This window comes from Streptomyces sp. NPDC050416, from assembly GCF_044458845.1.
Lineage (GTDB): Bacteria > Actinomycetota > Actinomycetes > Streptomycetales > Streptomycetaceae > Streptomyces.
Genome location: NZ_JBITII010000002.1, coordinates 616,476 through 642,324, shown reverse-complemented (window position 1 = coordinate 642,324; position 25,849 = coordinate 616,476). Strand labels below are relative to the sequence as shown.

26 protein-coding genes are annotated in these 25,849 nt (G+C 72.3%); 18 read left to right on the top strand and 8 right to left on the bottom strand.

Annotated features, from left to right (window positions below):
- Positions 1-139: 139 nt before the first annotated feature.
- Positions 140-307 (top strand): hypothetical protein, encoded by a 168-nt coding sequence (locus ACIBL4_RS07910; RefSeq protein WP_399407565.1) that lies wholly within the window; start codon positions 140-142, stop codon positions 305-307.
- A gap of 606 nt (positions 308-913) precedes the next feature.
- Here the strand turns inward: ACIBL4_RS07910 and ACIBL4_RS07905 are convergent.
- Complete coding sequence (locus ACIBL4_RS07905; RefSeq protein WP_399407563.1) at positions 914-1,474, bottom strand: hypothetical protein; 561 nt, start codon at positions 1,472-1,474, stop codon at positions 914-916.
- Between the two features lie 137 nt (positions 1,475-1,611).
- Here ACIBL4_RS07905 and tsaB point away from each other — a divergent pair, with 137 nt between their 5' ends.
- Genes tsaB through ACIBL4_RS07885 form a run of 4 tightly spaced genes read left to right on the top strand, consistent with a single transcriptional unit; the run spans position 1,612 to position 4,154 of the window.
- Entirely contained in the window at positions 1,612-2,265 is a 654-nt protein-coding gene (gene tsaB, locus ACIBL4_RS07900) for a tRNA (adenosine(37)-N6)-threonylcarbamoyltransferase complex dimerization subunit type 1 TsaB (protein ID WP_399407561.1), read from the top strand.
- Between the two features lie 38 nt (positions 2,266-2,303).
- On the top strand, positions 2,304-2,801 hold the full coding sequence (gene rimI, locus ACIBL4_RS07895; RefSeq protein WP_399408128.1) for a ribosomal protein S18-alanine N-acetyltransferase: 498 nt from the start codon (positions 2,304-2,306) through the stop codon (positions 2,799-2,801).
- Complete coding sequence (tsaD, locus tag ACIBL4_RS07890; protein ID WP_399407559.1) at positions 2,794-3,900, top strand: tRNA (adenosine(37)-N6)-threonylcarbamoyltransferase complex transferase subunit TsaD; 1,107 nt, start codon at positions 2,794-2,796, stop codon at positions 3,898-3,900. Before rimI ends, tsaD begins: the two co-directional genes overlap by 8 nt.
- Positions 3,897-4,154, top strand: a complete 258-nt coding sequence (locus tag ACIBL4_RS07885; protein WP_399407557.1) for a hypothetical protein — start codon at positions 3,897-3,899, stop codon at positions 4,152-4,154. The genes tsaD and ACIBL4_RS07885 overlap by 4 nt, the downstream gene beginning before the upstream one ends.
- A 9-nt stretch (positions 4,155-4,163) precedes the next feature.
- Here the strand turns inward: ACIBL4_RS07885 and ACIBL4_RS07880 are convergent, their stop codons facing one another.
- Positions 4,164-6,485, bottom strand: a complete 2,322-nt coding sequence (locus ACIBL4_RS07880) for a glycoside hydrolase family 3 N-terminal domain-containing protein (RefSeq protein WP_399407555.1) — start codon at positions 6,483-6,485, stop codon at positions 4,164-4,166.
- 162 nt (positions 6,486-6,647) lie between these two features.
- On the opposite strand from ACIBL4_RS07880, the gene ACIBL4_RS07875 reads away from it, so the two are divergent.
- The 5 genes from ACIBL4_RS07875 to ACIBL4_RS07855 all read left to right on the top strand — a co-directional run bounded on the left by ACIBL4_RS07875 (position 6,648) and on the right by ACIBL4_RS07855 (position 12,434).
- Positions 6,648-7,715 (top strand): LacI family DNA-binding transcriptional regulator, encoded by a 1,068-nt coding sequence (locus ACIBL4_RS07875; protein WP_356925129.1) that lies wholly within the window; start codon positions 6,648-6,650, stop codon positions 7,713-7,715.
- A 92-nt stretch (positions 7,716-7,807) separates the two neighbouring features.
- Entirely contained in the window at positions 7,808-9,157 is a 1,350-nt protein-coding gene (locus tag ACIBL4_RS07870; protein WP_399407553.1) for an endo-1,4-beta-xylanase, read from the top strand.
- A gap of 85 nt (positions 9,158-9,242) precedes the next feature.
- Complete coding sequence (locus ACIBL4_RS07865; RefSeq protein WP_399407551.1) at positions 9,243-10,295, top strand: LCP family protein; 1,053 nt, start codon at positions 9,243-9,245, stop codon at positions 10,293-10,295.
- 130 nt (positions 10,296-10,425) lie between these two features.
- Positions 10,426-10,782 (top strand): YciI family protein, encoded by a 357-nt coding sequence (locus tag ACIBL4_RS07860; RefSeq protein ID WP_086600897.1) that lies wholly within the window; start codon positions 10,426-10,428, stop codon positions 10,780-10,782.
- Between the two features lie 230 nt (positions 10,783-11,012).
- Positions 11,013-12,434 (top strand): RNA polymerase sigma factor, encoded by a 1,422-nt coding sequence (locus tag ACIBL4_RS07855; protein ID WP_399408126.1) that lies wholly within the window; start codon positions 11,013-11,015, stop codon positions 12,432-12,434.
- Positions 12,435-12,437: 3 nt separating this feature from the next.
- Here the strand turns inward: ACIBL4_RS07855 and ACIBL4_RS07850 are convergent, their stop codons facing one another.
- Positions 12,438-13,601 (bottom strand): methyltransferase domain-containing protein, encoded by a 1,164-nt coding sequence (locus ACIBL4_RS07850; RefSeq protein ID WP_399407549.1) that lies wholly within the window; start codon positions 13,599-13,601, stop codon positions 12,438-12,440.
- 185 nt (positions 13,602-13,786) lie between these two features.
- Between ACIBL4_RS07850 and ACIBL4_RS07845 the strand changes: the two genes are divergently transcribed.
- The 4 genes from ACIBL4_RS07845 (at position 13,787) to groL (ending at position 17,667) form a co-directional block, all read left to right on the top strand.
- A complete protein-coding gene (locus ACIBL4_RS07845; protein WP_399407547.1) occupies positions 13,787-14,665 on the top strand; it encodes a polysaccharide deacetylase family protein in 879 nt (292 codons plus the stop codon).
- Positions 14,662-15,408, top strand: coding sequence for a polysaccharide deacetylase family protein (locus ACIBL4_RS07840; protein ID WP_399407545.1), 747 nt, complete (start codon positions 14,662-14,664; stop codon positions 15,406-15,408). Before ACIBL4_RS07845 ends, ACIBL4_RS07840 begins: the two co-directional genes overlap by 4 nt.
- Positions 15,409-15,610: 202 nt before the next feature.
- Positions 15,611-15,919 (top strand): co-chaperone GroES, encoded by a 309-nt coding sequence (groES, locus tag ACIBL4_RS07835; RefSeq protein ID WP_003974211.1) that lies wholly within the window; start codon positions 15,611-15,613, stop codon positions 15,917-15,919.
- Positions 15,920-16,035: 116 nt separating this feature from the next.
- Positions 16,036-17,667: a chaperonin GroEL gene (groL, locus tag ACIBL4_RS07830; protein WP_399407543.1), complete on the top strand. Its 1,632-nt coding sequence runs from the start codon at positions 16,036-16,038 to the stop codon at positions 17,665-17,667.
- A 72-nt stretch (positions 17,668-17,739) separates the two neighbouring features.
- Here groL and ACIBL4_RS07825 read toward each other — a convergent pair whose 3' ends face one another.
- From ACIBL4_RS07825 to ACIBL4_RS07810, 4 genes are all read right to left on the bottom strand, one after another.
- Positions 17,740-18,447, bottom strand: a complete 708-nt coding sequence (locus tag ACIBL4_RS07825; protein ID WP_399407541.1) for an ester cyclase — start codon at positions 18,445-18,447, stop codon at positions 17,740-17,742.
- A gap of 109 nt (positions 18,448-18,556) precedes the next feature.
- Positions 18,557-18,706, bottom strand: coding sequence for a hypothetical protein (locus ACIBL4_RS07820; protein ID WP_399407539.1), 150 nt, complete (start codon positions 18,704-18,706; stop codon positions 18,557-18,559).
- Positions 18,707-18,968: 262 nt separating this feature from the next.
- Positions 18,969-19,742, bottom strand: a complete 774-nt coding sequence (locus tag ACIBL4_RS07815) for an SDR family NAD(P)-dependent oxidoreductase (protein WP_399407537.1) — start codon at positions 19,740-19,742, stop codon at positions 18,969-18,971.
- A gap of 93 nt (positions 19,743-19,835) precedes the next feature.
- Entirely contained in the window at positions 19,836-20,504 is a 669-nt protein-coding gene (locus ACIBL4_RS07810; protein ID WP_399407535.1) for an MOSC domain-containing protein, read from the bottom strand.
- Between the two features lie 80 nt (positions 20,505-20,584).
- Between ACIBL4_RS07810 and ACIBL4_RS07805 the strand changes: the two genes are divergently transcribed.
- Complete coding sequence (locus tag ACIBL4_RS07805; protein ID WP_399407533.1) at positions 20,585-21,481, top strand: LysR family transcriptional regulator; 897 nt, start codon at positions 20,585-20,587, stop codon at positions 21,479-21,481.
- Between the two features lie 108 nt (positions 21,482-21,589).
- Here ACIBL4_RS07805 and ACIBL4_RS07800 read toward each other — a convergent pair whose 3' ends face one another.
- Positions 21,590-21,919: a WhiB family transcriptional regulator gene (locus ACIBL4_RS07800; RefSeq protein ID WP_107455880.1), complete on the bottom strand. Its 330-nt coding sequence runs from the start codon at positions 21,917-21,919 to the stop codon at positions 21,590-21,592.
- Between the two features lie 380 nt (positions 21,920-22,299).
- On the opposite strand from ACIBL4_RS07800, the gene ACIBL4_RS07795 reads away from it, so the two are divergent.
- From ACIBL4_RS07795 to guaB, 3 genes are all read left to right on the top strand, one after another.
- Positions 22,300-22,911, top strand: a complete 612-nt coding sequence (locus ACIBL4_RS07795; RefSeq protein WP_003948568.1) for a response regulator transcription factor — start codon at positions 22,300-22,302, stop codon at positions 22,909-22,911.
- A 643-nt stretch (positions 22,912-23,554) separates the two neighbouring features.
- Entirely contained in the window at positions 23,555-24,142 is a 588-nt protein-coding gene (locus ACIBL4_RS07790) for a sigma-70 family RNA polymerase sigma factor (RefSeq protein WP_010036508.1), read from the top strand.
- Positions 24,143-24,294: 152 nt separating this feature from the next.
- Positions 24,295-25,800 (top strand): IMP dehydrogenase, encoded by a 1,506-nt coding sequence (gene guaB / locus ACIBL4_RS07785; RefSeq protein ID WP_399407530.1) that lies wholly within the window; start codon positions 24,295-24,297, stop codon positions 25,798-25,800.
- Positions 25,801-25,849: the final 49 nt, after the last annotated feature.

Below are 25,849 nucleotides of genomic sequence, written 5' to 3'. Positions count from 1 at the left end.
CCGGCGCGTGGTGTTTTGATGAACGTTCCGACAAGGCGTCGGCAAAATGTTGCGTTCGGCGTCTTGTGCGTGGTCACATGGTATCCAGTCCGTAGTTAGGTCTACCTAACTACGTCCGCCCCGCCTTCGGGAGGCGTCCATGTCGGCTACAGAGAGCAAGGGGCAGCCGCTGCCGTACGCGGTCGCCGGGGTGTCCATGCGCGACCTGCTGGCGGCGGGCGAGGCAGCGGCCCTGATCTCCACGCCCCCACGGGCACCCGAGCCGGACCTCACGAAGCCGGCGCCAGCCCACCGCGAAGCGGCGTAGCGCCCCGGCTGAGGCCACGGCCCGGCGGCCCTGCGGCCCGGTGGCCCGGCGGCCCTGCGGCCCGGTGGTCCGATGGCCTAGGGGTCCGATGGGCCCCTAGGCCCAGTGACCCTGCGGCCTGTGACCCTGCGGCCTGTGACCCTGCGGCCTGTGGCCCAGCGGCCTAGCGGCCCAGCCGGCCTGGCGATCTGCGGCCTGCGGCCCCAGCGGCTGGCGCCCCAGTGACCCAATGGCCCATCGCCCCGACGCCCGGCGGACCACGACCTTGCGACCGATCGTCGCGAACGTTCACATCACCTCATGGTCCGCGCGGGACTCTGGCCGTCAGGCGATCGTGACCTTGCGGCCCGGCGGCCTGCGGCCCGGCGGCCTGCGGCCCGGCGTGACCTTGCGGCCTGGCGGCCTGCGGCCCTGTGGCCTAGCGGCCTAGCGGCCTAGCGGCCCGGCGGCCTAGCGGCCCGGCGGCCTAGCGGCCCGGCGGCCTAGCGGCCTAGCGACTCTGCGGCCTGCGGCCCATTGGCCCGGCGGCCCACCGCCCGGCCGCCCGGCAGCCCCGCTCACGGCCGCCCGGCTAACGGTCGCCCCGGCCGCCCGGCTCCCGGCCGCCTAGCGGACCACCACCACCTTGCGGCCGATCGTCGCGAACGTCCACATCGCCTCGCCGTCCGCGCGGGACTCGCGGATGCCGCCCGTGCGGGCCTTCGGGGCCCGGGCGGGGGGCGAGGCGTTCACGGCTGCGCTGAAGCCGATGACCACGCCGTCCACGTTGGTGAAGCGCACGACGTGTTCGACGGGGACGCCGTCGGAGCCGGTGACCGCGTTCGAGCGGGACGTGACCGAGTAGGAGCCCAGGGACGGGTCCACCGTGCTCGGGGCGACCTTGAACGTGCGGGTGACCGCCTCGTCCCCGCCGACCAGCCACACCCGGTCGCCGCGCAGGGAGTACACGACCCGTGCGCCCTTGCCGGAGCCGTCCGGCAGCGCGGCGGGGTCCTTCCTGGCCTGGGGCGGCGGCTTCGAGACACCGGCCGCCGGAGCGGCGCCGCCCGCCTGTGACCGGCCCAGGCCGGCCGGGAGGGTCTGTGACGCCTGGTGGGCGAGGTAGCCGACCGTCGCCAGGGCCGCGGCGGTGAGCGCGGCCACGATCCCCGAGCTGCTGACTGCCACCGGCTGCCACCTCCGTGTCGTACGTCCCTGTCGCGCACGGTGCGTACGCGGCACCGTGACGGAAGGTGACGGTAGCAGCAGGTGACGGCCCGACAGGTACGTCCGACACGGGCCCCGGGGAGCCGTAGGCTGTTTGCGTGCTCTTGCTCGCTCTGGATACCGCCACCCCCGCCGTCACCGTCGCGCTGCACGACGGCCGGGACGTCATCGCCTCGTCGAGTCAGGTGGACGCGCGCCGGCACGGGGAACTGCTGCTGCCGGCGATCGACCGGGTGCTCGCCGAGGCCGGTCTGAAGCTCGACGCCGTCACCGGTGTCGTCGCCGGCATCGGGCCGGGTCCGTACACCGGACTGCGTGTCGGTCTGATGACCGCCGAGACCTTCGGGCTCGCGCTCGGCGTCCCCGTGCACGGCGTGTGCACGCTGGACGGCCTCGCCTACGCCGCCGACCTGGAGGGCCCGTTCGTCGTGGCGACCGACGCCCGCCGCAAGGAGGTGTACTGGGCCCGCTACGCCGACTCCCGCACCCGCCTCACCGACCCGGCCGTCGACCGGCCCGCCGACATCGCCGAGCAGGTCGCGGGCCTGCCCGCGGTCGGCGCGGGCGCGCTTCTGTACCCGGACACCTTCCCCCAGGTGTACGAGCCCGAGCACGTGTCCGCCGCCGCCCTCGCCCGGCTGGCCGCACAGCGGCTCGCGGCGGGCGAGGAACTCCCCGCGCCTCGGCCGCTGTATCTGCGCCGCCCCGACGCCCAGGTCCCCAAGAACTACAAGGTGGTCACCCCCAAGTGACCGGGTCCGAGACGTCCGAGACGTGTGTGCTGCGCGAGATGCGCTGGTGGGACATCGACTCCGTGCTGGAGCTGGAGCGGGACCTGTTCCCGGACGACGCCTGGTCGCGGGGCATGTTCTGGTCCGAGCTGGCCCATGCGCGCGGGCCGGAGGCGACCCGGAAGTACCTCGTGGCCGAGGCGGGGGAGCGGATCGTCGGGTACGCCGGTGTCGCCTCCTCCGGCGAGCAGGCCGACATCCAGACCATCGCCGTCACCCGGGAGTACTGGGGGACGGGACTGGGCGGCCGGCTCCTCTCCGAGCTGCTGCGGGCCGCGACCGCCTTCGAGTGCGCCGAGGTGATGCTGGAGTGCCGGGTGGACAACGTCCGCGCGCAGAAGCTCTACGAGCGCTTCGGCTTCGAGGCCATCGGCTTCCGGCGCGGCTACTACCAGCCGGGGAACGTGGACGCCCTGGTGATGCGACTGACCACGAAACCCGACAGCGGCTCCGCCGCGGGTTCGGCTCCCGTACAAGGAACCCAGACCAATGACTGACTCACGCGACGAGCCGCTCGTCCTCGGCATCGAGACCTCCTGCGACGAGACCGGCGTAGGCATCGTCCGCGGCACCACCCTGCTCGCCGACGCCGTCGCCTCCAGCGTCGACGAGCACGCCCGCTTCGGCGGTGTCGTGCCCGAGGTCGCCTCGCGGGCGCATCTGGAGGCGATGGTCCCCACCATCGACCGCGCGCTGAAGGAGGCGGGCGTCAGCGCCCGCGACCTCGACGGCATCGCCGTCACCGCCGGTCCCGGCCTCGCCGGTGCCCTGCTGGTCGGCGTCTCGGCGGCGAAGGCGTACGCGTACGCGCTCGGCAAGCCCCTGTACGGCGTCAACCACCTCGCCTCGCACATCTGCGTCGACCAGCTGGAGCACGGCCCGCTGCCCGAGCCGACCATGGCGCTGCTGGTGTCCGGCGGCCACTCCTCGCTGCTGCTGTCCGCGGACATCACCTCCGACGTCCGCCCGATGGGCGCGACCATCGACGACGCGGCCGGTGAGGCCTTCGACAAGATCGCCCGCGTGCTGAACCTGGGCTTCCCGGGCGGCCCGGTCATCGACCGGTACGCACGCGAGGGCGACCCGGACGCGATCGCCTTCCCGCGCGGCCTGACCGGTCCGCGCGACCCGGCCTACGACTTCTCCTTCTCCGGGCTGAAGACGGCCGTGGCGCGCTGGATCGAGGCCAAGCGGGCGGCGGGGGAGGAGGTCCCGGTGCGGGACGTGGCGGCCTCCTTCCAGGAGGCGGTCGTGGACGTGCTGACCCGCAAGGCCGTCCGGGCCTGCAAGGACGAGGGCGTCGACCACCTGATGATCGGCGGCGGGGTGGCCGCCAACTCCCGGCTGCGCGCCCTGGCCCAGGAGCGCTGCGAGGCGGCCGGGATCCGGCTGCGGGTGCCGCGGCCCAAGCTGTGCACGGACAACGGCGCGATGGTCGCCGCGCTCGGCGCGGAGATGGTGGCCCGAGACCGGGCCGCGTCGGACTGGGACCTGCCGGCGGACTCGTCCCTGCCGGTGACGGAACCGCATGTCCCGGGCCACCGCCACGACCACGACCATGTGCACGAGGTCAGCAAGGAGAACCTGTACTCGTGACGGTCGCCCTGATGTGGGAGGCGCGGGCCGTGCCCGGCCGGGGCGAGGACCTGCTGGCCTGGGCACGGGCGCAGGAACTGCCCCGCGCACCCCTGCGCAGGGAGACCCTGCGCGCCCCCCAGGACCGGGTCCTCGTCATCACCTGGTGGGACGCCCCCTACGACGCCGAGCTGCCGGAACTGCCGGAGCCGGACGGGGAGTTGGTCACACGGGCCGTGCACCGGTGGCGGTTCGAGTCGGTGGGCGCCGACTGACCCGCACCGTCACCCGGCGTCCGTCACCTCCGTCTCGCACCGCAGCCGCCGGTCGGGGCCGAGGACCCGGACCGGGCCGGTGAGCGTGAGGTGGGCCGTGTGGCGTACGTCCGCGCTGGACGCCGCCAACCGTAGTTCCAGGGCGCCCGGTTCGACCACCCTGCGGCCTGAACGGTCGGTGAACGCCGACAGGTCCGTGTGGAAACGGAACAGCACCCGGGCCGCCTCCCCCGGCGCCAGCCGCACGCGCTGGTAGCCGACCAGCCGTACGTCGGGCCGGGTCACCGACGCCACCGGGTCGTGGAGGTACAGCTGCACGACCTCCGCGCCCTCGCGGTCGCCGGTGTTGCGGACGGTCACCGAGACGTCGTACGTCCCGTCCGTGCCGATCTCCGCCGGCTCCGCGCCGCCCGTGCCGTCCTCCCACGCGAACGTCGTGTACGAGCGGCCGTGACCGAACGCGTACAGCGGGGTCGGGTCGAGGTTGCTGACCTCGCCCGCGAGGCCGAGGGGCGGCTGGAGGTAGGTCCAGGGCTGGCCGCCGGGGACCTGCGGGACGCTCACGGGGAGGCGGCCCGACGGGTTCACGCGGCCCGACAGCACTCCCGCCACCGCCGGGCCGCCCTCCTCCCCCGGGAAGAACGCCTGGACGACCGCGCCCAGGCGGCCGTGCCAGCGGCCGAGTGCGTAGGGGCGGCCGGTCAGCAGCACCAGCACCACGGGGACGCCCGTGGCCACCAGCGCGTCCAGCAGCTCGCCCTGGGCGCCCGGCAGGGCGAGGTCCGTCGCGTCGCAGCCCTCGCCCGAGGTGCCGCGGCCGAACAGGCCCGCCCGGTCGCCGAGGACCGCCACGCACACGTCCGCCTCGGCGGTGCGGGCGACGGCCTCCTCGAAGCCGGAGGTGTCCGGGTCCGTCACGTCGCAGCCCGGCGCGAACGTCACCTTCGCGTCGGGCAGTTCGGTGCGCAGGGCGTCGAGGACGGTCGGGATCTCGATGCCGGTCGGGACGCCGGGGTGGTGGGTGAGGACGTGGGAGGGGAAGGAGTAGCAGCCCAGCATGGCCAGGGCGTCGGCCGCCCGGGGGCCGATCACCGCGATCCGGGTGTCGGGGGCGAGCGGGAGTAGGCCGTCGGGGTTGTCGAGCAGGACGACGGACTCCTCGGCCATGCGGCGGGCCAGGATCCGGTTGCCCGTCGAGTCGAGCTCGACCGTGCCGGCCGGCTCGGGGGTCCAGTCCTCGTCCAGCAGGCCCAGTTCGCACTTCTGGAGCAGGACGCGCCGGGCCGCGCGGTCCACGAGGTCCTCGGGGATCTCGCCCGAGCGGACCGCGTCCACCAGCGGATCGCCGTAGCACTTCAGGCTCGGCAGTTCGACGTCGATGCCGGCCTCCAGGGCCGCGTGGGCCGCCTCGGCCGGGGTGCCGGCGACCCGGTGGAGAGTCTGGAGGAAGCCGATGCCGAAGTAGTCCGCGACGACCGTGCCGGAGAAGCCCCACTCCTCGCGCAGGAGCCCGGTCAGCAACTCGGGGTCCGCCGAGGCCGGAACGCCGTCCCGCTCCGTGTAGGCGGCCATCACCGAGCGGGCCCCGCCCTCGCGCAGCGCCATCTCGAACGGCGGGAGGGTGACGTCCGCGAACTCTCGGGTGCCGGCCCGTACGGGCGCCAGGTTGCGGGCGCCGGCCGAGGAGGCGTACCCGGCGAAGTGCTTCAGCGTGGCGACGACCCCGGCCGACTCCAGGCCCCGCACATAGGCCGTACCGACCGTGCCGACCAGATACGGGTCCTCGCCGATCGTCTCCTCCACGCGGCCCCAGCGCGGATCGCGTACGACGTCCAGGACCGGCGCGAGCCCCTGGTGCACACCGGCCGAGCGCAGGTCGGCGCCGATGCGGCGGGCCATCTCCTCGACCAGCGGGGGATCCCAGGTCGCGCCCCAGGCCAGCGGAACGGGGTAGGCCGTGGCCTGCCAGGCGGTGAAGCCGGCCAGGCACTCCTCGTGCGCGACCGCCGGGATGCCGAAGCGGCCGGCCTCGGTGATACGGCGCTGGGCGCGGGCCAGTGCCTGCGCGCCCAGCGCCGGGTCCACGGGGGCGGTGCCGAAGGAGCGCGTGAGCTGGCCCAGGCCGCGGGTGATCAGCTCGGCCCATGCCTCGTCGGAGTACTCGACCGTCATGTCGTGCTGATGCGGAGCGACTCCGTCGCCGTCCGTCGCGGCGCCCACCCACACGCCGTACAGCTGGGCGGCCTTCTCCTCCAGGGTCATCCGGGAGAGCAGATCGTCGACGCGGGCGGCGGCGGGCAGGGCGGGGTCACGCCAGGGCGCGGTGGTCATGAAGCTCCTGTCGGGTGGACGGACGGCCCTCTCACGAACGGTGCTCACGAGCGTTCTCACGCCCGCTTCAGCGAATGTTTCGGTAACTATGTCGAATGTTCCGGGAACCTATGGCGCCACGGGGACTTCGTCAAGGGGGCCCGCAGGGATACGATCGCCGCCATGACATCCCCGGAGCCGGTTGAAAGCCGGACGCAAACCCGGACGCAGGGGCGCAGCGCGCAGACCGCGACCCTCGCCGAGATCGCCCGTGAGGCCGGTGTGTCGGCACCGACTGTTTCGAAGGTGCTGAACGGGCGGGCCGACGTCGCCCCTGCCACGCGGGCCCGCGTCGAGGACCTGCTGCGGGCCCACGGCTACCGGCGCCGCCGTGCCGAGGCGACCCGCTCACCCCTCATCGACCTGGTCTTTCACGAGCTGGAGAGCGCCTGGGCGCTGGAGGTCATCCGGGGCGTGGAGAACGTCGCCCGGGACGCGGGGCTCAGCGTGGTGCTGTCCGAGAGCGCGGGGCGGCTCACCCCGGGGCGGACCTGGGCCGACCAGGTCGCCGCGCGCCGCCCGCACGGCGTGATCCTGGTCCTGTCCGGGCTCGACGAGTCCCAGCGGGCACTGCTGACCAGCCGCGCCATCCCGTTCGTGGTGATGGACCCGGCCGGTGACCCGGGGGCCGACGTGCCCTCGATCGGCGCGACCAACTGGCAGGGCGGTCTCGCCGCCACCCGGCATCTGGTGGAGCTGGGGCACCGCAGGATCGGCGCGATCAGCGGGCCGACGCAGATGATGTGCAGCCGCGCCCGGGTCGACGGCTACCGGGCCGCGCTGGAGACGGCCGGGCTGCCGGTCGACCCCGCGCTGATCGCGAACGGCGACTTCCATCACGAGGCCGGCTACCGGCTGGGTCTGGAGCTGCTGCGCCGCCCGGACCGGCCGACCGCCGTCTTCGCCGGGAACGACCTCCAGGCGCTCGGGTTGTACGAGGCCGCGCGCGAGCTGGGGCTGCGCATCCCGGAGGACCTGAGCGTCGTCGGGTTCGACGATCTGCCGGTGGCGCCCCTGGTCGGGCCGCCGCTGACGACCGTACGGCAGCCGCTGACGGAGATGGCGGAGGCGGCGGCCAAGCTGGTCCTCGACCTCGGCCGCGAGGCCGGCACCCCGGCGGCCACCCGGGTGGAGCTGGCGACGAGCCTGGTCGTGCGCAGCAGTACGGCGGCGGCGCCCGCGGGCGGCTGACCACTGATGCTGTATTGACGGGTGTTCCGGGCGCCTCCACACTGCACCGAAGCCAATCGGTTGCACAACCGAAACTTTCGGAGGCACCCGCAATGAGATCGCTGAGATCGGGTTTACTCACCTCCCTGCTGGCCGGAGTCGTCACGGCCGGTTCGCTGCTGCTCGCGGCCCCCGCGTCCCACGCCGCCGACGCCCCGCTGCGCGACCTGGCCGAGGCCAAGGGCAGGGCCATGGGCACGGCGGTCACCGGTTCGAAACTCACCGGCACCTACGGCGAGATCGCAGGCCGCGAGTTCAACTGGCTCACCCCCGGCAACGCCATGAAGTGGGGCTCCGTCGAGCCGAGCCGGGGCAGTTACGACTGGGCCGAGGCCGACCGCATCGTGGACTTCGCCGAGGCCCACGGCCAGCGGGTGCGCGGCCACACGTTGCTCTGGCACCAGCAGAACCCGGGGTGGCTGACGAACGGCAGCTGGACCCGGGAGCAGCTCGGCGCCGTGGTCCAGGACCACATCGCCACCGAGGTCGGCCGCTACAAGGGCCGGCTGGCCGCCTGGGACGTGGTGAACGAGCCGTTCAACGAGGACGGCACCTACCGCCGGACCCTCTTCCACGACACCCTCGGCCAGGATTACATCGCGCAGGCCCTCACCTGGGCGCGGGCCGCCGACCCGGGTGCCAAGCTGTACATCAACGACTACAACGTCGAGGGCGTCAACGCGAAGAGCACCGCCCTGTACAACCTGGTCAAGTCCCTGAAGGAGCGCGGCGTCCCGATCGACGGAGTCGGGCTCCAGGCCCATCTCATCGTCGGCCAGGTGCCCTCCACGCTGCAGCAGAACATCCAGCGCTTCGCCGACCTGGGCGTCGACGTGGCCGTCACCGAGCTGGACATACGGATGCAGCTGCCGGCGACGCAGGCGAAGCTGACCCAGCAGGCCGCCGACTACAAGGCGGTCATGAACGCCTGCGTGGCGGTCGCGCGCTGTACGGGTGTCACCGTCTGGGGCTTCACCGACTCCGACTCCTGGATCCCGGACACCTTCCCGGGCGAGGGCGCGGCGACCCCGTACGACGAGAACTACCAGCCGAAACCGGCGTACCACGCCATCGCGGAGGCCCTCGGCGGGACGACGACCCCGCCCACGGGGGCCTGCTCGGCGACGTACAGCGTCACCAGCCAGTGGAACACGGGCTATACGGGCCAGGTGCGGATCGCCTGCTCGGGGGCCTCGCTGTCGTCGTGGAAGGCGGACTGGACGTTCGGCGCCGGGCAGCGGATCACGCAGGCCTGGAACGCGAACTGCACGCAGTCGGGCGCGAAGGTCAGCTGTACGAACGCCCCCTACAACGGGTCGGTGCCGGACGGCGGTTCGGTCACCTTCGGCTTCAACGGCTCGTGGAGCGGGAGCAATCCGGTGCCCGTGGTGACACTGGGGTGAGACCGGACGGGGAAGTCTGAGAATTTCCGAAGAAAAAGCGCCTTGGGGTCCCTGCTCGTCATAATTCGGACGTACGTTCCTGCCCGTGACGGGACATGACGGACACGGGGACGGGGACGCGGGCAGAGCGGTGGGCCGGCGATCGAGAGCGCTGCGGATCGCCGGCCTCGCCCTGGCGGGTGCGCTGGTGCTCGGCGCCGGCTCGGCGGGCTGGGCCTACTGGCATCTCAACGACAACATCAAGAGCGTCGACATCGACAACGCGCTCGGCGACAACCGCCCGCTCAAGCCGGTGGTCACGCCGTCCCCCTCGGCATCGGCGGCCCTGCCCGGCGAGGCCCTCAACATCCTGGTCCTGGGGTCCGACTCGCGCAGCGGCGAGGAGAACCAGCGGCTCGGCGGAGGCGACAGCTCCGGTGCCCGCTCCGACACGGCGATGGTCGTCCACCTCGACGCCGGGCGCACCAGCGCGACGGCGGTGAGCATCCCGCGCGACACGCTGGTCACCCGCCCCTCCTGTCCGCGCCCGGCCGGCGGGTCGACGGCCGTCGCCCACAACTCCATGTTCAACGACGCGTACGCCGTAGGCGGACCGGCCTGCGCGGTGAAGACGGTCGAGTCGATGACCGACGTCCGCATGGACCACTACATCGAGATCGACTTCTCCGGTTTCGCCAAGCTCGTCGACGCGCTCGGCGGCGTCACCGTCACCACGGACGAGGACATCGCCGACGACGACAGCCATCTGCACCTGAAGGCGGGCACCCACCACCTGGACGGCACGCGGGCCCTCGCCCTGGCCCGCACCCGGCACGGCATAGGCGACGGCAGCGACCTGGGGCGGATAGGCCTCCAGCAGAAGCTGGTGAAGGCCCTGCTGGACCAGATCGCCGCGCAGGACCTGCTCACCGACCCGGCGAAGCTGTACCGGGTCGCGGACGCCGTGACCGCCGGCCTCACCACCGACACCGGCCTGGACTCCCTCGGCGAGCTGACCCGGCTCGGGCAGAGCGTGCAGGGTCTGTCGGCGAGCGCGGTGCGGACGGTGACGATGCCGGTCGTGCGGGCGCCGTCGGATCCCAACCGGGTGGTGGCCGAGGAGCCGGAGGCCCGGAAGCTGTGGGAGTCACTGCGCTGACCTGCGCGGACGCGCTGCGCGAAAAATCCGTGAGAAAAATCCGGTGAGCGTGTCGATCCGGAGGTCTCCCGATCGACGCAGGGGTGAGAGCGAGGAAGGACCTCGCTCCGCACAGCCCCGAGGAGTCACCATGCCGCGCTTTCTCACCCTGATCCGCATCGACGAGAAGAACGCCCCCGCCGAGGGCCCGAGCCCCGAACTCCAGGAGCGCATGGGCAAGCTCCTGGAGGAGATCACCAAGGCCGGGGTCATGCTCGACACGGCCGGTCTCACCCCGACCGCGGACGGCAGCCGGGTGACCTGGGAGGACGGGAAGCTCTCCGTCACCGACGGGCCGTTCACCGAGTCCAAGGAGGTCATCGGCGGCTACTCGATCAGCCAGTGCAAGGACAAGGCCGAGGCGATCGAGTGGACCAAGCGGTTCCTGTCCCTGCACGAGGACTACTGGACGATCACCGCCGAGGTCCGGCAGATCGCCGAGGGCTGACCGGTTCTCCTTGGCCGGGCGGCGCCGGGGGTGTCTGATGGTGGGCTGTGACCCCGCAGCCCACCGCCGACCCGAGCGGTACCGTGGCCGGTCCGAGCGGCACCACGGCCGGTCCGAGCCGCGACACGGCCGGTCCGAGCCGCGACACGGCCGGTCCGAGCGGCACCGTGGCCGATCCGAGCGGCACCACTGCCGGTCCGAGCGGTACCACGGCCGGTCCGAGCCGCGTCATGGCCGGTCCGAGCGGTACCACGGCCGGTCCGAGCGGCACCACGGCCGGTCCGAGCGGCACCGTGGCCGGTCCGAGCGGCATCACCGCCGCTTCGAGAGGCATCGCGGCCGGTCCAAGCGCTACCACCGCCGACCCGAGCGGCGCCACGGCCGATCCGAGCGGCGCCACGGCCGATCCGAGCGGCACCCACACAGCCATCGAGACGGTCTTCCGTATCGAGTCGCCCCGCATCGTCGCCGGCGTCGCCCGGGTCGTCCGGGACGTCGGTATCGCCGAGGAACTCGCGCAGGACGCGCTGGTCGCCGCGCTGGAGCGGTGGCCGCGGGACGGGGTGCCCGACAACCCGGGCGCCTGGCTCATGGCCACCGCCCGCAACCGCGCTGTCGACCTGGTCCGCCGCCGCGAGAACTACGCCCGCAAGCTGGCGGAGATCGGCCGGGACCCGTCGGCGGTGGCTCCCCCGGAGGAGCCCGCCGACCCGGACGACATCGACGACGACCTGCTCCGCCTGGTCTTCACCGCCTGCCACCCGGTCCTGTCCACCGAGGCCCGCACCGCCCTCACCCTGCGCCTCCTCGGCGGCCTGACCACGGCCGAGATCGCCCGCGCTTTCCTGGTCCCCGAGCCGACCGTCGCACAGCGCATCGTCCGTGCGAAACGCACCCTGGCGACGCGGAACATCGCCTTCGAGGTGCCCTACGGCCCCGACCGCGAGGCCCGCCTCGGCTCGGTCCTCGACGTCATCTACCTCGTCTTCAACGAGGGGTACGCCGCCACGGCCGGCGACGACTGGCTCCGCCCGTCCCTGTGCGAGGACGCCCTGCGCCTGGCCCGCGTGCTCTCGGCCCTGATGCCGAAGGAACCCGAAGTGCACGGCCTGACCGCGCTCCTGGAGTTCCAGGCGTCCCGCACGGCGGCGCGCACGGGCCCCTCCGGCGAACCCGTCCTCCTCAAGGACCAGAACCCCGCCCGCTGGAACCGCATGCTCATCGCCCGCGGCGTCGCCGCGCTGGGCAGGGCCGAGGCCACCTCCTCCGGCGCCCCGGGCCCGTACCTCCTGCAGGCCGCGATCGCCGCCTGCCACGCGCACGCCCACACGTACGAGGAGACCGACTGGCCCCGCATCGCCACGCTGTACGGCCTGCTGGCCACCCGTACCCCGTCCCCGGTCGTGGAACTGAACCGCGCGGTGGCCGTCTCGATGGCCGAGGGCCCGGAGGCCGCCCTGCCCCTCGTGGACGCTCTGCGCGGCGACCCCGCCCTGCGGGACTACCACCTGCTGCCCAGCGTCCGCGGCGACGTCCTCGCCCGCCTCGGCCGTACGGCGGAGGCCCGGGCGGAGTTCGAACGGGCGGCGTCGCTGACGCGGAACGAGCGGGAGCGGGACCTGCTGCTGCGGCGGGCGGCGGAGCAGTCCTGAAGGTCAGGCCGGGTGCCCGATGAGCATCGCCGGCGCCCCCGCCACCCGGGTCAGGAACACCGTCGCCGCGTGCGGCCCCTGGGGCTTGACCTTCCTGCGGAGTTCCTCCGGCTCGACCGCCGAGCCGCGCTTCTTCACGGTGAGGTTCCCGACCTCCCGCTCCCGCAGCAGCGCCTTCAGCTTCTTGACGTTGAAGGGGAGATGGTCGGTGATCTCGTAGGCGGTGGCGTACGGGGTCGGGCGCAGCTCGTCCGCGGTGACGTAGGCGATCGTCGCGTCCAGCAGCCCGCCGTCGAGCTCCTCGGCCACCTCGGCGACCAGGTGGGCCCGGATGACGGCGCCGTCGGGCTCGTACAGGTAGCGGCCCGGCGGGCGGACCGCCGGGTCGGGCAGGCCGCGGGAGAGCAGGGTGCGCGGGCCCGGCAGCAGCGTGGCCCGTACCGCCCCCGGCTCGGTGCCGAACCACAGCACCGCCTCCTTCACGTCACCGCCGTCGGAGATCCACTCGGACTCGGCGTCCTCGGGGACCGCCTCGTGCGGGATGCCGGGGGCGATCTTCAGCGCGGCGGCGCGAGGGGCGCGGCGGGCCGCGGAGACCGCCCAGGACAGCGGCGGCGAGTACGCCTCGGGGTCGAAGATCCGGCCCCGGCCGCCGCGCCTGGCCGGGTCGACGAACACGGCGTCGTAACCGGCCGTGTCCACCTCCGTGACATCCGCCTCCCGCACCTCGATCAGTCCGGCCAGCCCCAGCGCCTCGGCGTTCGCCCGGGCCGCCGCGGCCGTCGCCGGGTCACGGTCGACGGCCAGGACCCGGATCCCGGCCCGGGCCAGCGCGATCGCGTCACCGCCGATGCCGCAGCACAGGTCGGCGACCGAGGCCACGCCCGACTCCGCGAGCCGCCGCGCCCGGTAGGCCGCCACGCTCGCCCGGGTCGACTGCTCCACCCCGTTCGGCGTGAAGAACATCCGTCCCGCGTCCTCGGCCCCGAACTTCACCACCGCCCGCTGCCGCAGCCGCGCCTGCCCCAGCGCCGCCGACACCAGCTGGGCGGGGTGCTCACGGCGCAACCGGGTCGCGACGGCCAGCTCCCGCGCCGGATCGGTGTCCCGCACCTCGTCGAGGAGGGCGCGGCCTTCGGGGGTGAGGAGGAGGGCGAGGTCGTTCACCGGATCATTGTGGGCCACGGGGCGGTGTGGGCGGCCGTCCAGCCCGACCCGGACCGTATGTGGGCCACTCGGTGGATGCTGCGCTGTCCGTCGCGGTGTCGGGGCCGGTCCGGGGAGGACGGCTGCGAGGATCCCGCATCATGCGAGCAGTCGTACAAAATGACAAAAGGCGGGCATCTGGCGGTGTGCGGATCGGCCTCGCCGTGCTCACCCTCGCCGCCATCGCCTCGGGCTGCGCGCAGGGCGACAACGGCCGGATCACCGCGGCCGGCGGCCAGCAGCCTCTCGACGCGCCCCCGGCCCGCGCGCTCGACTCCTACGCCTCCAAACTGCGCACCGCGCACGCCGCCCGGGTCGCCGCCGCGCAGCGCTGGGGGCTGCGGACGGTCCCGCTGACCGCCCCGCCGGCCCCCGCGAAGAAGCCGACGATCAGGACCCGCGAGGGTTTCGAGGTGAAGGGCCACCGGAGACTGAACCTCCCGCCCGTCTTCACCACCGTCCCCACCCGGGACAAGGTCGTCTTCCTCACCATCGACGACGGCGCCGAGAAGGACCCGGCGTTCCTGCGGATGATGAGCGACCTGAAGGTCCCGTACAGCGCCTTCCTCAGCGGCTACCTGATCCGGAACGACTACGGCTACTTCGAGAAGATGCAGGACCGGGGCGTCGTCCTGAACAACCACACCCTCCGCCACCGCCTCATGCGGGGCCTGCCCTACCGCACGCAGAAGCGGGAGATCTGCGGCATGCAGCGCCTCATCGAGAAGCGCTACGGCACGCGCCCCACCCTCTTCCGTCCGCCCTACGGCAGCTACGACAGGGCGACCCTGCGCGCCGCCAAGGCCTGCGGCATCGAGTACGCCCCCCTCTGGAACGAGGAGGTCTTCGCCGACCACTGGGAGTACCGCGAGTGGGACCGGCGACTGCACCCGGGCGACATCGTCCTCACCCACTTCCGCGGCCGCGACCACTGGCAGGGCACGATGCCCGACATGATCCGCCGCTTCCTGAACAAGGTCACGGCCGAGGGGTACGCGGTGGGCCGGCTGGAGGACTACCTGTGAGGCGGCGGTCGCCGGCCGCCGTGGTGTGCGCGGGCGCGATCCTGCTGGCCGGCTGCGCCGGGGCCGCGGGGGAGCACACAGGTGCGGACGGCCGGGGCCAGTCCCCGGCGCACGCGTCGAGCGACGTCCGCGGGCCGGACCGGGGCGGCCGCGACGATCTCCCGCCCGTCGTGGACCACGTCCGCACCCGCGACCGGGTGGTCTTCCTGACCTACGACGACGGCGCCGAGCGCGACCCCGGCTTCGTCACCCTCGTCCGCGAACGGCGGCTTCCGGTCAGCATGTTCCTCACGGACAGCGTCGTGGGTCCCGGCTACGGCCACTTCGCCCGCCTGCGCGCGGTCGGCGCGTCCATCCAGAACCACACCCTCGACCACCCCGCCCTGCGCGGCCTGCCCTACGCCGGCCAGCGCGCCGAGATCTGCGGCCAGCAGCACAAACTCCGCTCCCGCTTCGGCATCCGCCCCCGCCTCTTCCGCCCGCCCTACGGCACGTACGACACGACGACCCTGCGCGCCGCCGCCGACTGCGGCATCACGGCGGTCGTCCTGTGGCGGGCGTCGGCGAACGCCGAGGGCGAGCTGACGTACACCCGCGGCCGCCCCGGGCTGCGGCCCGGCGACATCGTCTCGGTGCCGTCGGGCGAGACGGCCTCCCCGACCCTGACGGAACGGACGGAGCGGCTGTTGCGGGAGATCGAGAGGAGGGGGCTTCGCGTGGGGCGGCTGGAGGACTACCTGTAAAGAGCACCTGGCCGACGCGCCGCGGCGAATTAGCAGTCCGCTTGACCGAGTGCTAATCGCAGTCATAGTCTCGGCTCTGGCACTCCCCACTGGAGAGTGCCAACACAGCGACGGGCAGGTCCGGCACCCGCGACGACGGATCCACCTGGTCGCCACCTCAGACAGTTAACCCCGTGAGATCTCCGAAGGGGGAGGTCGGATCGTGACGACCACCAGCTCCAAGGTTGCCATCAAGCCGCTCGAGGACCGCATCGTGGTCCAGCCGCTCGACGCCGAGCAGACCACCGCCTCTGGCCTGGTCATCCCGGACACCGCCAAGGAGAAGCCCCAGGAGGGCGTCGTCCTGGCCGTGGGCCCGGGCCGCTTCGAGGACGGCAACCGTCTTCCGCTCGACGTCTCCGTCGGCGACGTCGTGCTCTACAGCAAGTACGGCGGCACCGAGGTGAAGTACAACGGCGAGGAGTACCTCGTCCTCTCGGCCCGCGACGTGCTCGCGATCGTCGAGAAGTAATTCACCCCAAGCACATTGCTTTGAGCTGCGCCCCTGGCCCCCCGCGATCGATAAGAAGCCGGGCGCCCGGGGCGCAGTGCCGTTAACCCTGATTCCGGAAGAGGGCTCACGCTCCCATGGCGAAGATCCTGAAGTTCGACGAGGACGCCCGTCGCGCCCTCGAGCGCGGCGTCAACAAGCTTGCCGACACGGTCAAGGTGACGATCGGCCCCAAGGGCCGCAACGTCGTCATCGACAAGAAGTTCGGCGCCCCCACCATCACCAACGACGGTGTCACGATCGCCCGCGAGGTCGAGATCGAGGACCCGTACGAGAACCTCGGTGCCCAGCTGGTCAAGGAGGTGGCGACCAAGACCAACGACATCGCGGGTGACGGTACGACCACCGCGACCGTGCTCGCCCAGGCGCTCGTGCGCGAGGGCCTGAGGAACGTCGCCGCCGGTGCCTCCCCGGCCGCCCTGAAGAAGGGCATCGACGCCGCCGTCGCCGCGATCTCCGAGGACCTGCTCGCCTCGGCCCGCCCGATCGACGAGAAGTCCGACATCGCCGCCGTCGCCGCGCTGTCCGCCCAGGACCAGCAGGTCGGCGAGCTCATCGCCGAGGCGATGGACAAGGTCGGCAAGGACGGTGTCATCACCGTCGAGGAGTCCAACACCTTCGGTCTGGAGCTGGACTTCACCGAGGGCATGGCCTTCGACAAGGGCTACCTGTCGCCGTACTTCGTGACGGACCAGGAGCGCATGGAAGCCGTCCTGGACGACCCGTACATCCTCATCACGCAGGGCAAGATCTCCGCCATCGCGGACCTCCTGCCGCTGCTGGAGAAGGTCATCCAGTCCAACTCCTCCAAGCCGCTGCTGATCATCGCCGAGGACGTCGAGGGCGAGGCCCTGTCGACCCTCGTCGTGAACAAGATCCGCGGCACCTTCAACGCCGTCGCGGTGAAGGCCCCCGGCTTCGGCGACCGCCGCAAGGCGATGCTGCAGGACCTGGCGGTCCTCACCGGCGCCACGGTCGTCTCCGAGGAGGTCGGCCTCAAGCTCGACCAGGTCGGCCTGGACGTGCTCGGCTCCGCCCGCCGCGTGACCGTCACCAAGGACGACACCACGGTCGTCGACGGCGCCGGCAACAAGGACGACGTGCAGGGCCGTGTCGCCCAGATCAAGGCCGAGATCGAGACCACCGACTCCGACTGGGACCGCGAGAAGCTCCAGGAGCGCCTCGCGAAGCTGGCCGGCGGCGTGTGCGTCATCCGTGTGGGTGCCGCCACCGAGGTCGAGCTCAAGGAGCGCAAGCACCGTCTGGAGGACGCCATCTCCGCGACCCGCGCCGCGGTCGAGGAGGGCATCGTCTCCGGTGGTGGCTCCGCTCTGGTCCACGCCGCCAAGGTCCTCGAGGGCAGCCTCGGCAAGACCGGCGACGAGGCCACCGGTGTGGCGGTCGTCCGCCGCGCGGTCGTCGAGCCGCTGCGCTGGATCGCCGAGAACGCCGGCCTGGAGGGCTACGTCATCACCTCCAAGGTCGCCGAGCTCGACAAGGGCCAGGGCTTCAACGCCGCCACCGGCGAGTACGGCGACCTGGTCAAGGCCGGCGTCATCGACCCGGTCAAGGTCACCCGCTCCGCCCTGGAGAACGCCGCCTCCATCGCCTCCCTCCTGCTCACGACCGAGACCCTGGTCGTCGAGAAGAAGGAAGAGGAGGAGCCGGCCGGCGCGGGCCACGGCCACGGCCACGGCCACGCCCACTGAGGCACCGACCTCTGCGAGAAGCCCCCGCCCCGCCTCGCGCGGAACGGGGGCTTCTCCCGTGTGCGGGTCCCGTCACAACTCCAGCGGGTCCAGCGCCCCGAGCTGCTGCATCAGCCCCAGCCGGTCGTACTGCCACCAGCCCTCGGCGAGCTTCCCGTCCGGCGTGCAGCGGTGGATGGTCGTCCCGGTCATGGTGACGTCCTTCCCGGTCGGCGGAATCCCGAGGAAATCCCCCTTGTGGTGCCCCTTCCAGGCCCACCGCGTGCACACCCGGTCGCCCTGGGCGATCTGGTCCTCGATCGTGAACGAGAAGTCGAACCCGCCCCGCCACACCTCCACCTCGCGCCGGAACGCGTCCAGCCCGATGACGTCCTGCACATTGGCCGGATCATGGTCGTGGTAGCCCTCGATGAACACGTCGTTGAACGGGGGCGCCGCACCCTGCCCGGGCGCCAGCTCGAAGAACCTGCGCGCCGTGGCCGCGTTCAGCTGCTCGTCCCGCACCACGTCCAGGTCCGTGAACGTCGGCGCCTCCTCGCAGAGCGCCACCATGTCCTGGAAGATCCGGTCGGTCTCCGGAAGCCCGGAGTTGCGCATCGCGTCCTCGTACGACGGGAACTCCACGATCTCGACGATGTGCGAGGAGTCCGCCCGGTCCTTCGCCACGACACTGTGCGTAGCGGTCCGTTTCCCCTTGGTCTGCTCGACCCACCTGTCCATCAGCCGGTTCATCTCGTCGAGCCGGCTGGTCCTGCATTCGATGAGCTGTACGAAGGTCATGGCCTCGCCTCCGGCCCCCCTGGGTCCGGCTGAACAGCTCCATTGTCCCCACGAGAGCCGCTCGTCGCCTCCCGGCCCTTCGGCATCATGACGGCATGTGGTGGCGCGGTCAGGGACCACCACCGCCGGGATGGTCGTACGGGCGATGGTCGAGGCGGCCTGGTACGACCGGTACGAGCACTTGGTCGCCGAGCTGGGCGGAAAGAAGGAGGCGGACACTCTCGTCGAGGAGCTGGTCGCCGCCGGCCGGCACGATCATGCGGCCAGGGTGGCCGGTCTGGACGAGGAGCCGGACCGGGTCAGTGCACGCGCGGCAGCCGCCCTGGCTCCCGTGGTGGCACCGCCGCTCGGCCGCACACTGGCCGTGCGTCTCCTGGTCACCGACGGCTGGTGGCCGGCCGCCCTGCCCGCCGTGGCCCGTCTGGAACCCGGCGCCGCCCCCTGGGTCGTCGAGGCCCTGCGGGGAACGGCCGGGCCGGCCGGAGCGGCGCCACCGGCACCCGGCCCGGCCGCCGACAGCCTTACTGAGGCCCGTACTTCCGCCCCGTCCTGGACGACACCGCCCCGAGCACCCCCCGCGGCACCAGCTTCGCCGCCCCCATCAGCGCCTTGTAGCGCGGGTCCGGGATGGACAGCGTCTTGCCGCGGGCCAGGTCGTGCAGTGCCGCCGCCACCAGCTTGTCCGCGTCGAGCCACATCCAGGCCGGGATGTTGTCCGTGCCCATGCCGGCCCGCTCGTGGAACTCGGTGCGCACGAAGCCGGGGCAGAGCGCCATCAGCCGTACGCCGCTGCCGGCCAGGTCGCGCGCGGCGCCCTGGGTGAACTGCACGACCCAGGCCTTGGACGCGCCGTAGGTGCCCCGCGGGACGAACGCGGCCACCGACGCGACGTTCACGACGCCGCCGCGGCCGCGCTCCCGCATGGCCTCCGTCGCCGCGGACGTCAGCCGCAGCACCGCCTCGCAGTGCACCTTCAGCATCCGCAGCTCGTCGGTCATGGGCACGTCGAGATAGCGGCCCTTGTTGCCGAATCCGGCGTTGTTGACCAGCAGGTCGATGGGGTTCTTGCGGTCGCCCAGCCGACCGGCCACCGACTCGATGCCCTTGTCCTCGGCGAGGTCGGCCGTCAGCACCTCCGCCTCGATGCCGTGCCGGTCGTGCAGCTCGGTCGCCTGCTCCCGGAGCCGCTTGGTGTCGCGGGCCACCAGCACGAGGTTGTGCCCGTCCGCCGCCAGTCGCCGCGCGAACGCGGCCCCGATGCCTGCCGTCGATCCCGTAATCAGAGCCGTTGTCATGGCAGCAGGTTAGTGACCTGGACTATATGCATCCGCTTGCGTGCGGGGGTCCCGCCGGTGAAGGGTCGGTGGAGACCCTCACGGCGAGCGGCGTCAGACCCCGTGCTTCTGTGCGTACTCCCGCGCCAGCCTCAGGGCCTCCGGGTGCAGCGCCCCGCCCGCCGGCAGCAGCCGCGGCAGCAGCGTCCGCTCGGTGGTCACCGCCCGGAACTGGAGGGCCACGGTCACGTCGTGCTCCGGCCGGTTCACGATCTCCACGGGGTCGCCGGCCCGTATCTCGCCGGGCTCGATCACCCGCAGATACGCCCCGGGCGCGCCCCGCTGCGTGAACCGCTTCACCCACTGCTTCTCGTCCAGATGGCCCTGGAACGTGCGGCACGGGATCCGGCCGGAGGTGACCTCCAGCACCACCTCGGGCCCGACGCGCCAGCGCTCGCCGATCAGCGCGCCGGACACGTCGAGACCCTGTGTCGTGAGGTTCTCGCCGAACGACCCGTCGGGCAGCGTCCGGCCCAGCTCGCGTTCCCACGCGTCCAGGTCCTCGCGCGCCATCGCGTAGACCGCCTGGTCGTCGCCGCCGTGGTGCTCCAGCGTGCACACCGCGTCCCCGGCCAGCCCGCTCCCGCCGACGCCCTTGGGCCCGGGCGCCGAGACCCGCACCGGCCCGTCCACCGGCCGCTTGTCGATTCCGGTCACACCCTCCGGGTGGTCCGTGTACGGCACGGGCTTGGCGCGGCCCAGATTCACAGACAGAAGCTTCATGCCCGCACGGTAGGGGAACCGGGCCCAAAGGGTCGACGCATTATTCGGAGCGGCTTCAAAGGGTCGCTTATCCTCGAGGGGTGATCGAAGCCCGTCATCTCCGCGTCCTGCGCGCCGTCGCGGCCACCGGCTCCTTCTCCGCCGCGGGCCGCGAACTGGGGTGCACCCAGCCTGCCGTCAGCCAGCAGATGAAGGCCCTGGAAGCCTCCGTCGGCACACCTCTGCTGATCCGTACGGGACGCGAGATGCGCCTGACCCAGGCCGGCGAGGCGCTGGTGCGGCATGCCGCCGGGATCCTCGCCGGGCTCACGGCCGCGGAGGAGGAGGTCGCCGCCATCGCCGGGCTGCGCGCGGGCCGGGTCCGGCTCGTCTCCTTCCCCAGCGGCAGCTCCACGCTCGTGCCGACGGCCCTAGCCGCCCTGCGCGACGCGCACCCCGGCACCCGGGTCTTCCTGGAGGAGGCCGAACCGCCCGCGTCCGTCGGCATGCTGCGCGAGGGCGACTGCGACGTGGCGCTCGCCTTCCGCTACGAGGGCGCGGCGGGCGCCGAGGAGTGGGAGGACCTGGTCGTACGGCCGCTGCTGACGGACCGGCTCGTCGCACTCGTTCCGGAGCGGCACCGGCTCGCGGGCGCGCAGTCCGTCGCGATCGGCGAACTCGCGCGCGAGCCGTGGATCGCGGGCTGCCCGCGCTGCCGCGGCCAGCTCGTCGAGGTGTGCGCGGCGGCCGGCTTCACCCCGCGGATCGACTTCGCGACCGACGACTACCCGGCGGTCGCCGGCCTGGTCGGCGCCGGTCTGGGCGTGGCCGTGCTGCCCCAGCTGGCCATCGAGTCCGTACGGCCCCGGGGAGTTCGGACCGTGACGCTGGAACCGGCGGTGCGCCGGGAGATCGTCGCGCTCACCCTGCCCGACCTCGCACAGGTCCCGGCGGTGGCGGCGACGCTCGGCGAACTGGCACGGGCCGCCCGCCGCTAGCCACAGCGCAGGTGCGTCCAGCGGCAGCGCAGGTGCGTCCAGCCATAGCGCAGGCGCGTCAAAAACCGACGGCACGCGTGCGCGTGCCTGTCTCGCAGAAACGTTCCTTCAGTTGTTCGAGGCGGCGTGCCCGCCGGATGCCGACGCCGACACCAGCCGGTTGCGCGCCCGCCCCATCAGCTCTTCGCGCTCGTCCTCGGTCAGCCCGCCCCACACGCCGTACGGTTCCCGCACCGCCAGCGCGTGGGCGGCGCACTCGGCACGCACAGGGCACCTCATGCAGACCTCTTTGGCCGAGTTCTCGCGAGCACTCCGAGCCGCACCGCGCTCGCCCTCCGGATGGAAGAAGAGCGAGCTGTCCACCCCGCGACAGGCAGCCAGCAGCTGCCAGTCCCACAGGTCCGCGTTCGGTCCGGGAAGGCGGGAGAAATCTGCCATTACGTGACCCCTTGTAGCCGTTCTGGGCGGATCCGGTGTCCACGACCGTACAACTACGATCTAAGGAGATGAAAATATGACTCATTGCGAATCTAGCTCCAGACACTGGCAAAGCGGAAGAAATGGATCCGAACGGGGCATAGGTTGTGATGAAAGTTCGAGGGTCTGTTGCGCATGCCTGCACCGTGTCCGGCCCCTCACGTAGAGTGCCGAAGATGTCAGTCGCCCCCGTAACTCTTTCGAGTGACCGTCGTTGAGAGTGCGAGGCGGTTGAAGGAACAAGCGCTCGGGCAGGCGTCCGAGGCGGTCGACCGCACAGGTGACGATTTCGTACCAGCCTGGAGGCTCAAGGTGACGCGCATCAGCTGCGGAGGGCGGTCATGACTTCCGTCCTCGTCTGCGACGACTCCCCGCTTGCCCGAGAGGCGCTCCGCCGCGCGGTCGCGACCGTGCCCGGCGTAGAGCGCGTGACGACGGCGGCCAACGGCGAGGAAGTCCTCCGCCGCTGGGGGGCCGACCGCTCGGACCTGATTCTGATGGACGTACGCATGCCCGGCCTGGGCGGCGTCGAGACGGTCCGGCGGCTGCTGTCCGCCGACCCCGGTGCGCGCATCATCATGCTCACCGTCGCCGAGGACCTGGACGGTGTGGCCCTCGCGGTCGCCGCCGGTGCCCGCGGCTATCTGCACAAGGACGCCTCCCGCGCGGAGCTCCGCGCGACGGTGACGCAGGCGCTGGCCGACCCGACCTGGCGGCTCGCCCCGCGCCGGCTGCGCTCGGCCGAGATGGGCGCCGCGCCGACGCTCACGGCGCGTGAGATCCAGGTTCTCGAGGGCATGAGCCACGGCCGCTCGAACGCCGAGATCGGCCGCGAGCTGTTCCTCTCCGAGGACACCGTCAAGACGCACGCCCGGCGCCTGTTCAAGAAGCTCGGCGCCTCGGATCGGGCCCACGCCGTGGCGCTCGGCTTCCGGTGGGGTCTGGTGCGCTAGGGGATGTCCGCAAGGTCCCGCCTGTCCGGCGGCGTCCGGCACGCCCTCTCGCCGCACCGGTGGAACACCCGCGTACAACCAGTACGCGGGCGTCCGCCCGGCACGCCGAGAGCACGCACCGGACGCCGCAGGGCCCGCCTTCCGGGCGGACTGCGGGACTCCACGGACACCCCCTAGGGCTTGTCCTTCGGATCGGACCGGCTTCGACGCGCGGGCTCCGCCCGGGGCCGCAGAGCGGGGGCACGTGGATGCCCCCGCGCGAGCCGTACACGCGGGTGCCGAGGCCGGCGGCCGATGACGGCCCCGGAGGGGATCCGTCCCCGCCCGGGCGACGTCGAGAGCGCGGCAGGGCGCACGCGAGAACCCACGGCCCCGGAATGATCCGAACGGCAGGCCCCAGAGGTCGCACTGGGGGCACGGAAAGCCAGGTCGGCGGGGGTGGACCCGGGGTCCGCCGGGAGCCCGCTGCTCGTTTCGCCGCGGATGCCGCATCCTTGAGGGTGTGGAGTTCCTCGGGGACGAGTCGGTCGAGCGGAAGGGGAGGGCGCAGGGGATGAGTTCCGGCGCACCTGCTCATAACGCTTCGGTGCACAACAACGGGCGCGGTGCCACGGACCCGGCGGCCGCAAGGCACCATGGACCGATGCGCGACGACGAGGCGGTCAATGCCCAAGGGGCGATCGGCGCGCTCGTCCACCGCGCGGTCGACGGGGACGAGCAGGCCACGCACGACCTGCTCGCCCATGTTCACCCCCTGGCCCTGCGCTACTGCCGCACCCGTCTGTCCCGCCTCCCGGGCGACGCCCGGCACTTCGTGGAGGACCTCGCCCAGGAGGTCTGCGTGGCGGTGCTCCTCGCACTGCCCCGCTACCGGGACACCGGGCGCCCCTTCGAGGCGTTCGTCTTCGCCATCGCCGCCCACAAGGTCGCCGACCTCCAGCGCGCGGCGATGCGCCACCCCGGCTCGACGGCCGTCCCCTCCGACGAGATGCCGGAGCGGCCCGACGACTCCCTGGGACCGGAGGAGCGCGCCCTGCTCAGCAGCGACGCGGAATGGGCCAAGAAACTGCTGGCCAACCTGCCCGAGAACCAGCGGGAGCTGCTGCTGCTGCGGATCGCGGTGGGCCTCACGGCCGAGGAGACGGGCCAGATGTTGGGAATGTCACCCGGCGCGGTCCGGGTGGCGCAGCACAGGGCGCTGAGCCGGCTGCGGGCGCTGGCCGAGCAGTAGCCCTCGGGAACAACCGCTTTGTTGAACAGGCAGTGCGCTGATTCCGTACGAACATACGAAGCCCGGAGCCAGGCGGAACCGTGGAATGAGACAGCTGCGCTTCCCGTTAGCATGGACATCCGCACCGATCAAGGCCATTTGGGGAAGGTGTCATGACTGCCAACGTCGACGGAGTGCCCGGTAAATTCGCGACACTCGGGCTGACCTACGACGACGTGCTGCTGCTGCCGGGTGCATCCGAAGTGCTCCCCAACGCGGTCGACACCTCGTCCCGCATCTCCCGCAACGTGCGGGTCAACATCCCGCTGCTGTCCGCCGCCATGGACAAGGTCACCGAGTCGCGCATGGCGATCGCCATGGCCCGCCAGGGCGGCGTCGGCGTCCTGCACCGCAACCTCTCCATCGAGGACCAGGTCAACCAGGTCGACCTGGTGAAGCGGTCCGAGTCCGGGATGGTCACCGACCCGATCACGGTGCACCCGGACGCGACGCTCGGCGAGGCCGACGCCCTGTGCGCCAAGTTCCGCATCAGCGGCGTCCCCGTCACCGACGGCAACGGCAAGCTGCTCGGCATCGTCACCAACCGCGACATGGCCTTCGAGACCGACCGCACCCGTCAGGTGCGCGAGGTCATGACCCCCATGCCCCTGGTGACCGGCAAGGTCGGCATCTCCGGCCCCGACGCCATGGAGCTGCTGCGCCGCCACAAGATCGAGAAGCTTCCGCTGGTCGACGACGCGGGTGTCCTCAAGGGCCTCATCACGGTCAAGGACTTCGTCAAGGCCGAGCAGTACCCCAACGCGGCCAAGGACGCCGAGGGCCGTCTCCTCGTGGGCGCCGCCGTGGGCGCCAGCCCCGAGGCCCTGGAGCGGGCCCAGGCGCTCGCAGCCGCCGGTGTGGACTTCCTGGTCGTCGACACCTCGCACGGCCACAACAGCAACGCCCTCAGCTGGATGTCGAAGATCAAGTCGAGCGTCGGCGTCGACGTGATCGGCGGCAACGTCGCCACGCGCGACGGCGCCCAGGCGCTGATCGACGCGGGTGTCGACGGCATCAAGGTGGGCGTCGGCCCCGGCTCGATCTGTACCACCCGGGTGGTCGCCGGTATCGGCGTCCCGCAGGTCACCGCCATCTACGAGGCGTCCCTCGCCGCCCGTCCGGCCGGCGTGCCGCTGATCGGTGACGGCGGTCTGCAGTACTCGGGCGACATCGGCAAGGCGCTCGCCGCGGGCGCCGACACGGTCATGCTGGGCAGCCTGCTCGCCGGCTGTGAGGAGTCCCCGGGCGAGCTGCAGTTCATCAACGGCAAGCAGTTCAAGTCGTACCGCGGCATGGGCTCGCTCGGTGCGATGCAGTCCCGCGGCCAGGCCAAGTCGTACTCCAAGGACCGCTACTTCCAGGCCGAGGTCGGCTCCGACGACAAGCTCGTGCCCGAGGGCATCGAGGGCCAGGTGCCCTACCGCGGCCCGCTGGCCAACGTGCTGCACCAGCTCGTCGGCGGTCTGCGCCAGACGATGGGTTACGTGGGCGCCGCCTCCATCGACGAGATGGAGACCAAGGGCCGCTTCGTCCGGATCACCTCCGCCGGTCTCAAGGAGAGCCACCCGCACGACATCCAGATGACGGTCGAGGCGCCTAACTACAGCCGTAGTAAGTAGTCCCCAGGCCTGCCGAGGGCGGTTCCGGAGCATCCGGGGCCGCCCTCTC

Bases quoted from the DNA above. Each gene is read 5' to 3' on its own strand.
- ACIBL4_RS07855 (WP_399408126.1), top strand. From the start codon at position 11,013: ATGGCCGGTCCGAGCGGTACCACGGCCGGTCCGAGCGGCACCACGGCC.
- rimI (WP_399408128.1), top strand. From the start codon at position 2,304: ATGCGCTGGTGGGACATCGACTCCGTGCTGGAGCTGGAGCGGGACCTG.
- ACIBL4_RS07860 (WP_086600897.1), top strand. From the start codon at position 10,426: ATGCCGCGCTTTCTCACCCTGATCCGCATCGACGAGAAGAACGCCCCC.
- ACIBL4_RS07795 (WP_003948568.1), top strand. From the start codon at position 22,300: ATGACTTCCGTCCTCGTCTGCGACGACTCCCCGCTTGCCCGAGAGGCG.
- ACIBL4_RS07875 (WP_356925129.1), top strand. From the start codon at position 6,648: ATGACATCCCCGGAGCCGGTTGAAAGCCGGACGCAAACCCGGACGCAG.
- ACIBL4_RS07790 (WP_010036508.1), top strand. From the start codon at position 23,555: ATGCGCGACGACGAGGCGGTCAATGCCCAAGGGGCGATCGGCGCGCTC.
- ACIBL4_RS07910 (WP_399407565.1), top strand. From the start codon at position 140: ATGTCGGCTACAGAGAGCAAGGGGCAGCCGCTGCCGTACGCGGTCGCC.
- ACIBL4_RS07880 (WP_399407555.1), bottom strand. From the start codon at position 6,485: ATGACCACCGCGCCCTGGCGTGACCCCGCCCTGCCCGCCGCCGCCCGC.
- ACIBL4_RS07815 (WP_399407537.1), bottom strand. From the start codon at position 19,742: ATGACAACGGCTCTGATTACGGGATCGACGGCAGGCATCGGGGCCGCG.
- ACIBL4_RS07870 (WP_399407553.1), top strand. From the start codon at position 7,808: ATGAGATCGCTGAGATCGGGTTTACTCACCTCCCTGCTGGCCGGAGTC.
- ACIBL4_RS07825 (WP_399407541.1), bottom strand. From the start codon at position 18,447: ATGACCTTCGTACAGCTCATCGAATGCAGGACCAGCCGGCTCGACGAG.
- ACIBL4_RS07800 (WP_107455880.1), bottom strand. From the start codon at position 21,919: ATGGCAGATTTCTCCCGCCTTCCCGGACCGAACGCGGACCTGTGGGAC.
- ACIBL4_RS07820 (WP_399407539.1), bottom strand. From the start codon at position 18,706: ATGATCGTGCCGGCCGGCGGCGACCAGCTCCTCGACGAGAGTGTCCGC.
- guaB (WP_399407530.1), top strand. From the start codon at position 24,295: ATGACTGCCAACGTCGACGGAGTGCCCGGTAAATTCGCGACACTCGGG.
- groL (WP_399407543.1), top strand. From the start codon at position 16,036: ATGGCGAAGATCCTGAAGTTCGACGAGGACGCCCGTCGCGCCCTCGAG.
- ACIBL4_RS07810 (WP_399407535.1), bottom strand. From the start codon at position 20,504: ATGAAGCTTCTGTCTGTGAATCTGGGCCGCGCCAAGCCCGTGCCGTAC.
- tsaD (WP_399407559.1), top strand. From the start codon at position 2,794: ATGACTGACTCACGCGACGAGCCGCTCGTCCTCGGCATCGAGACCTCC.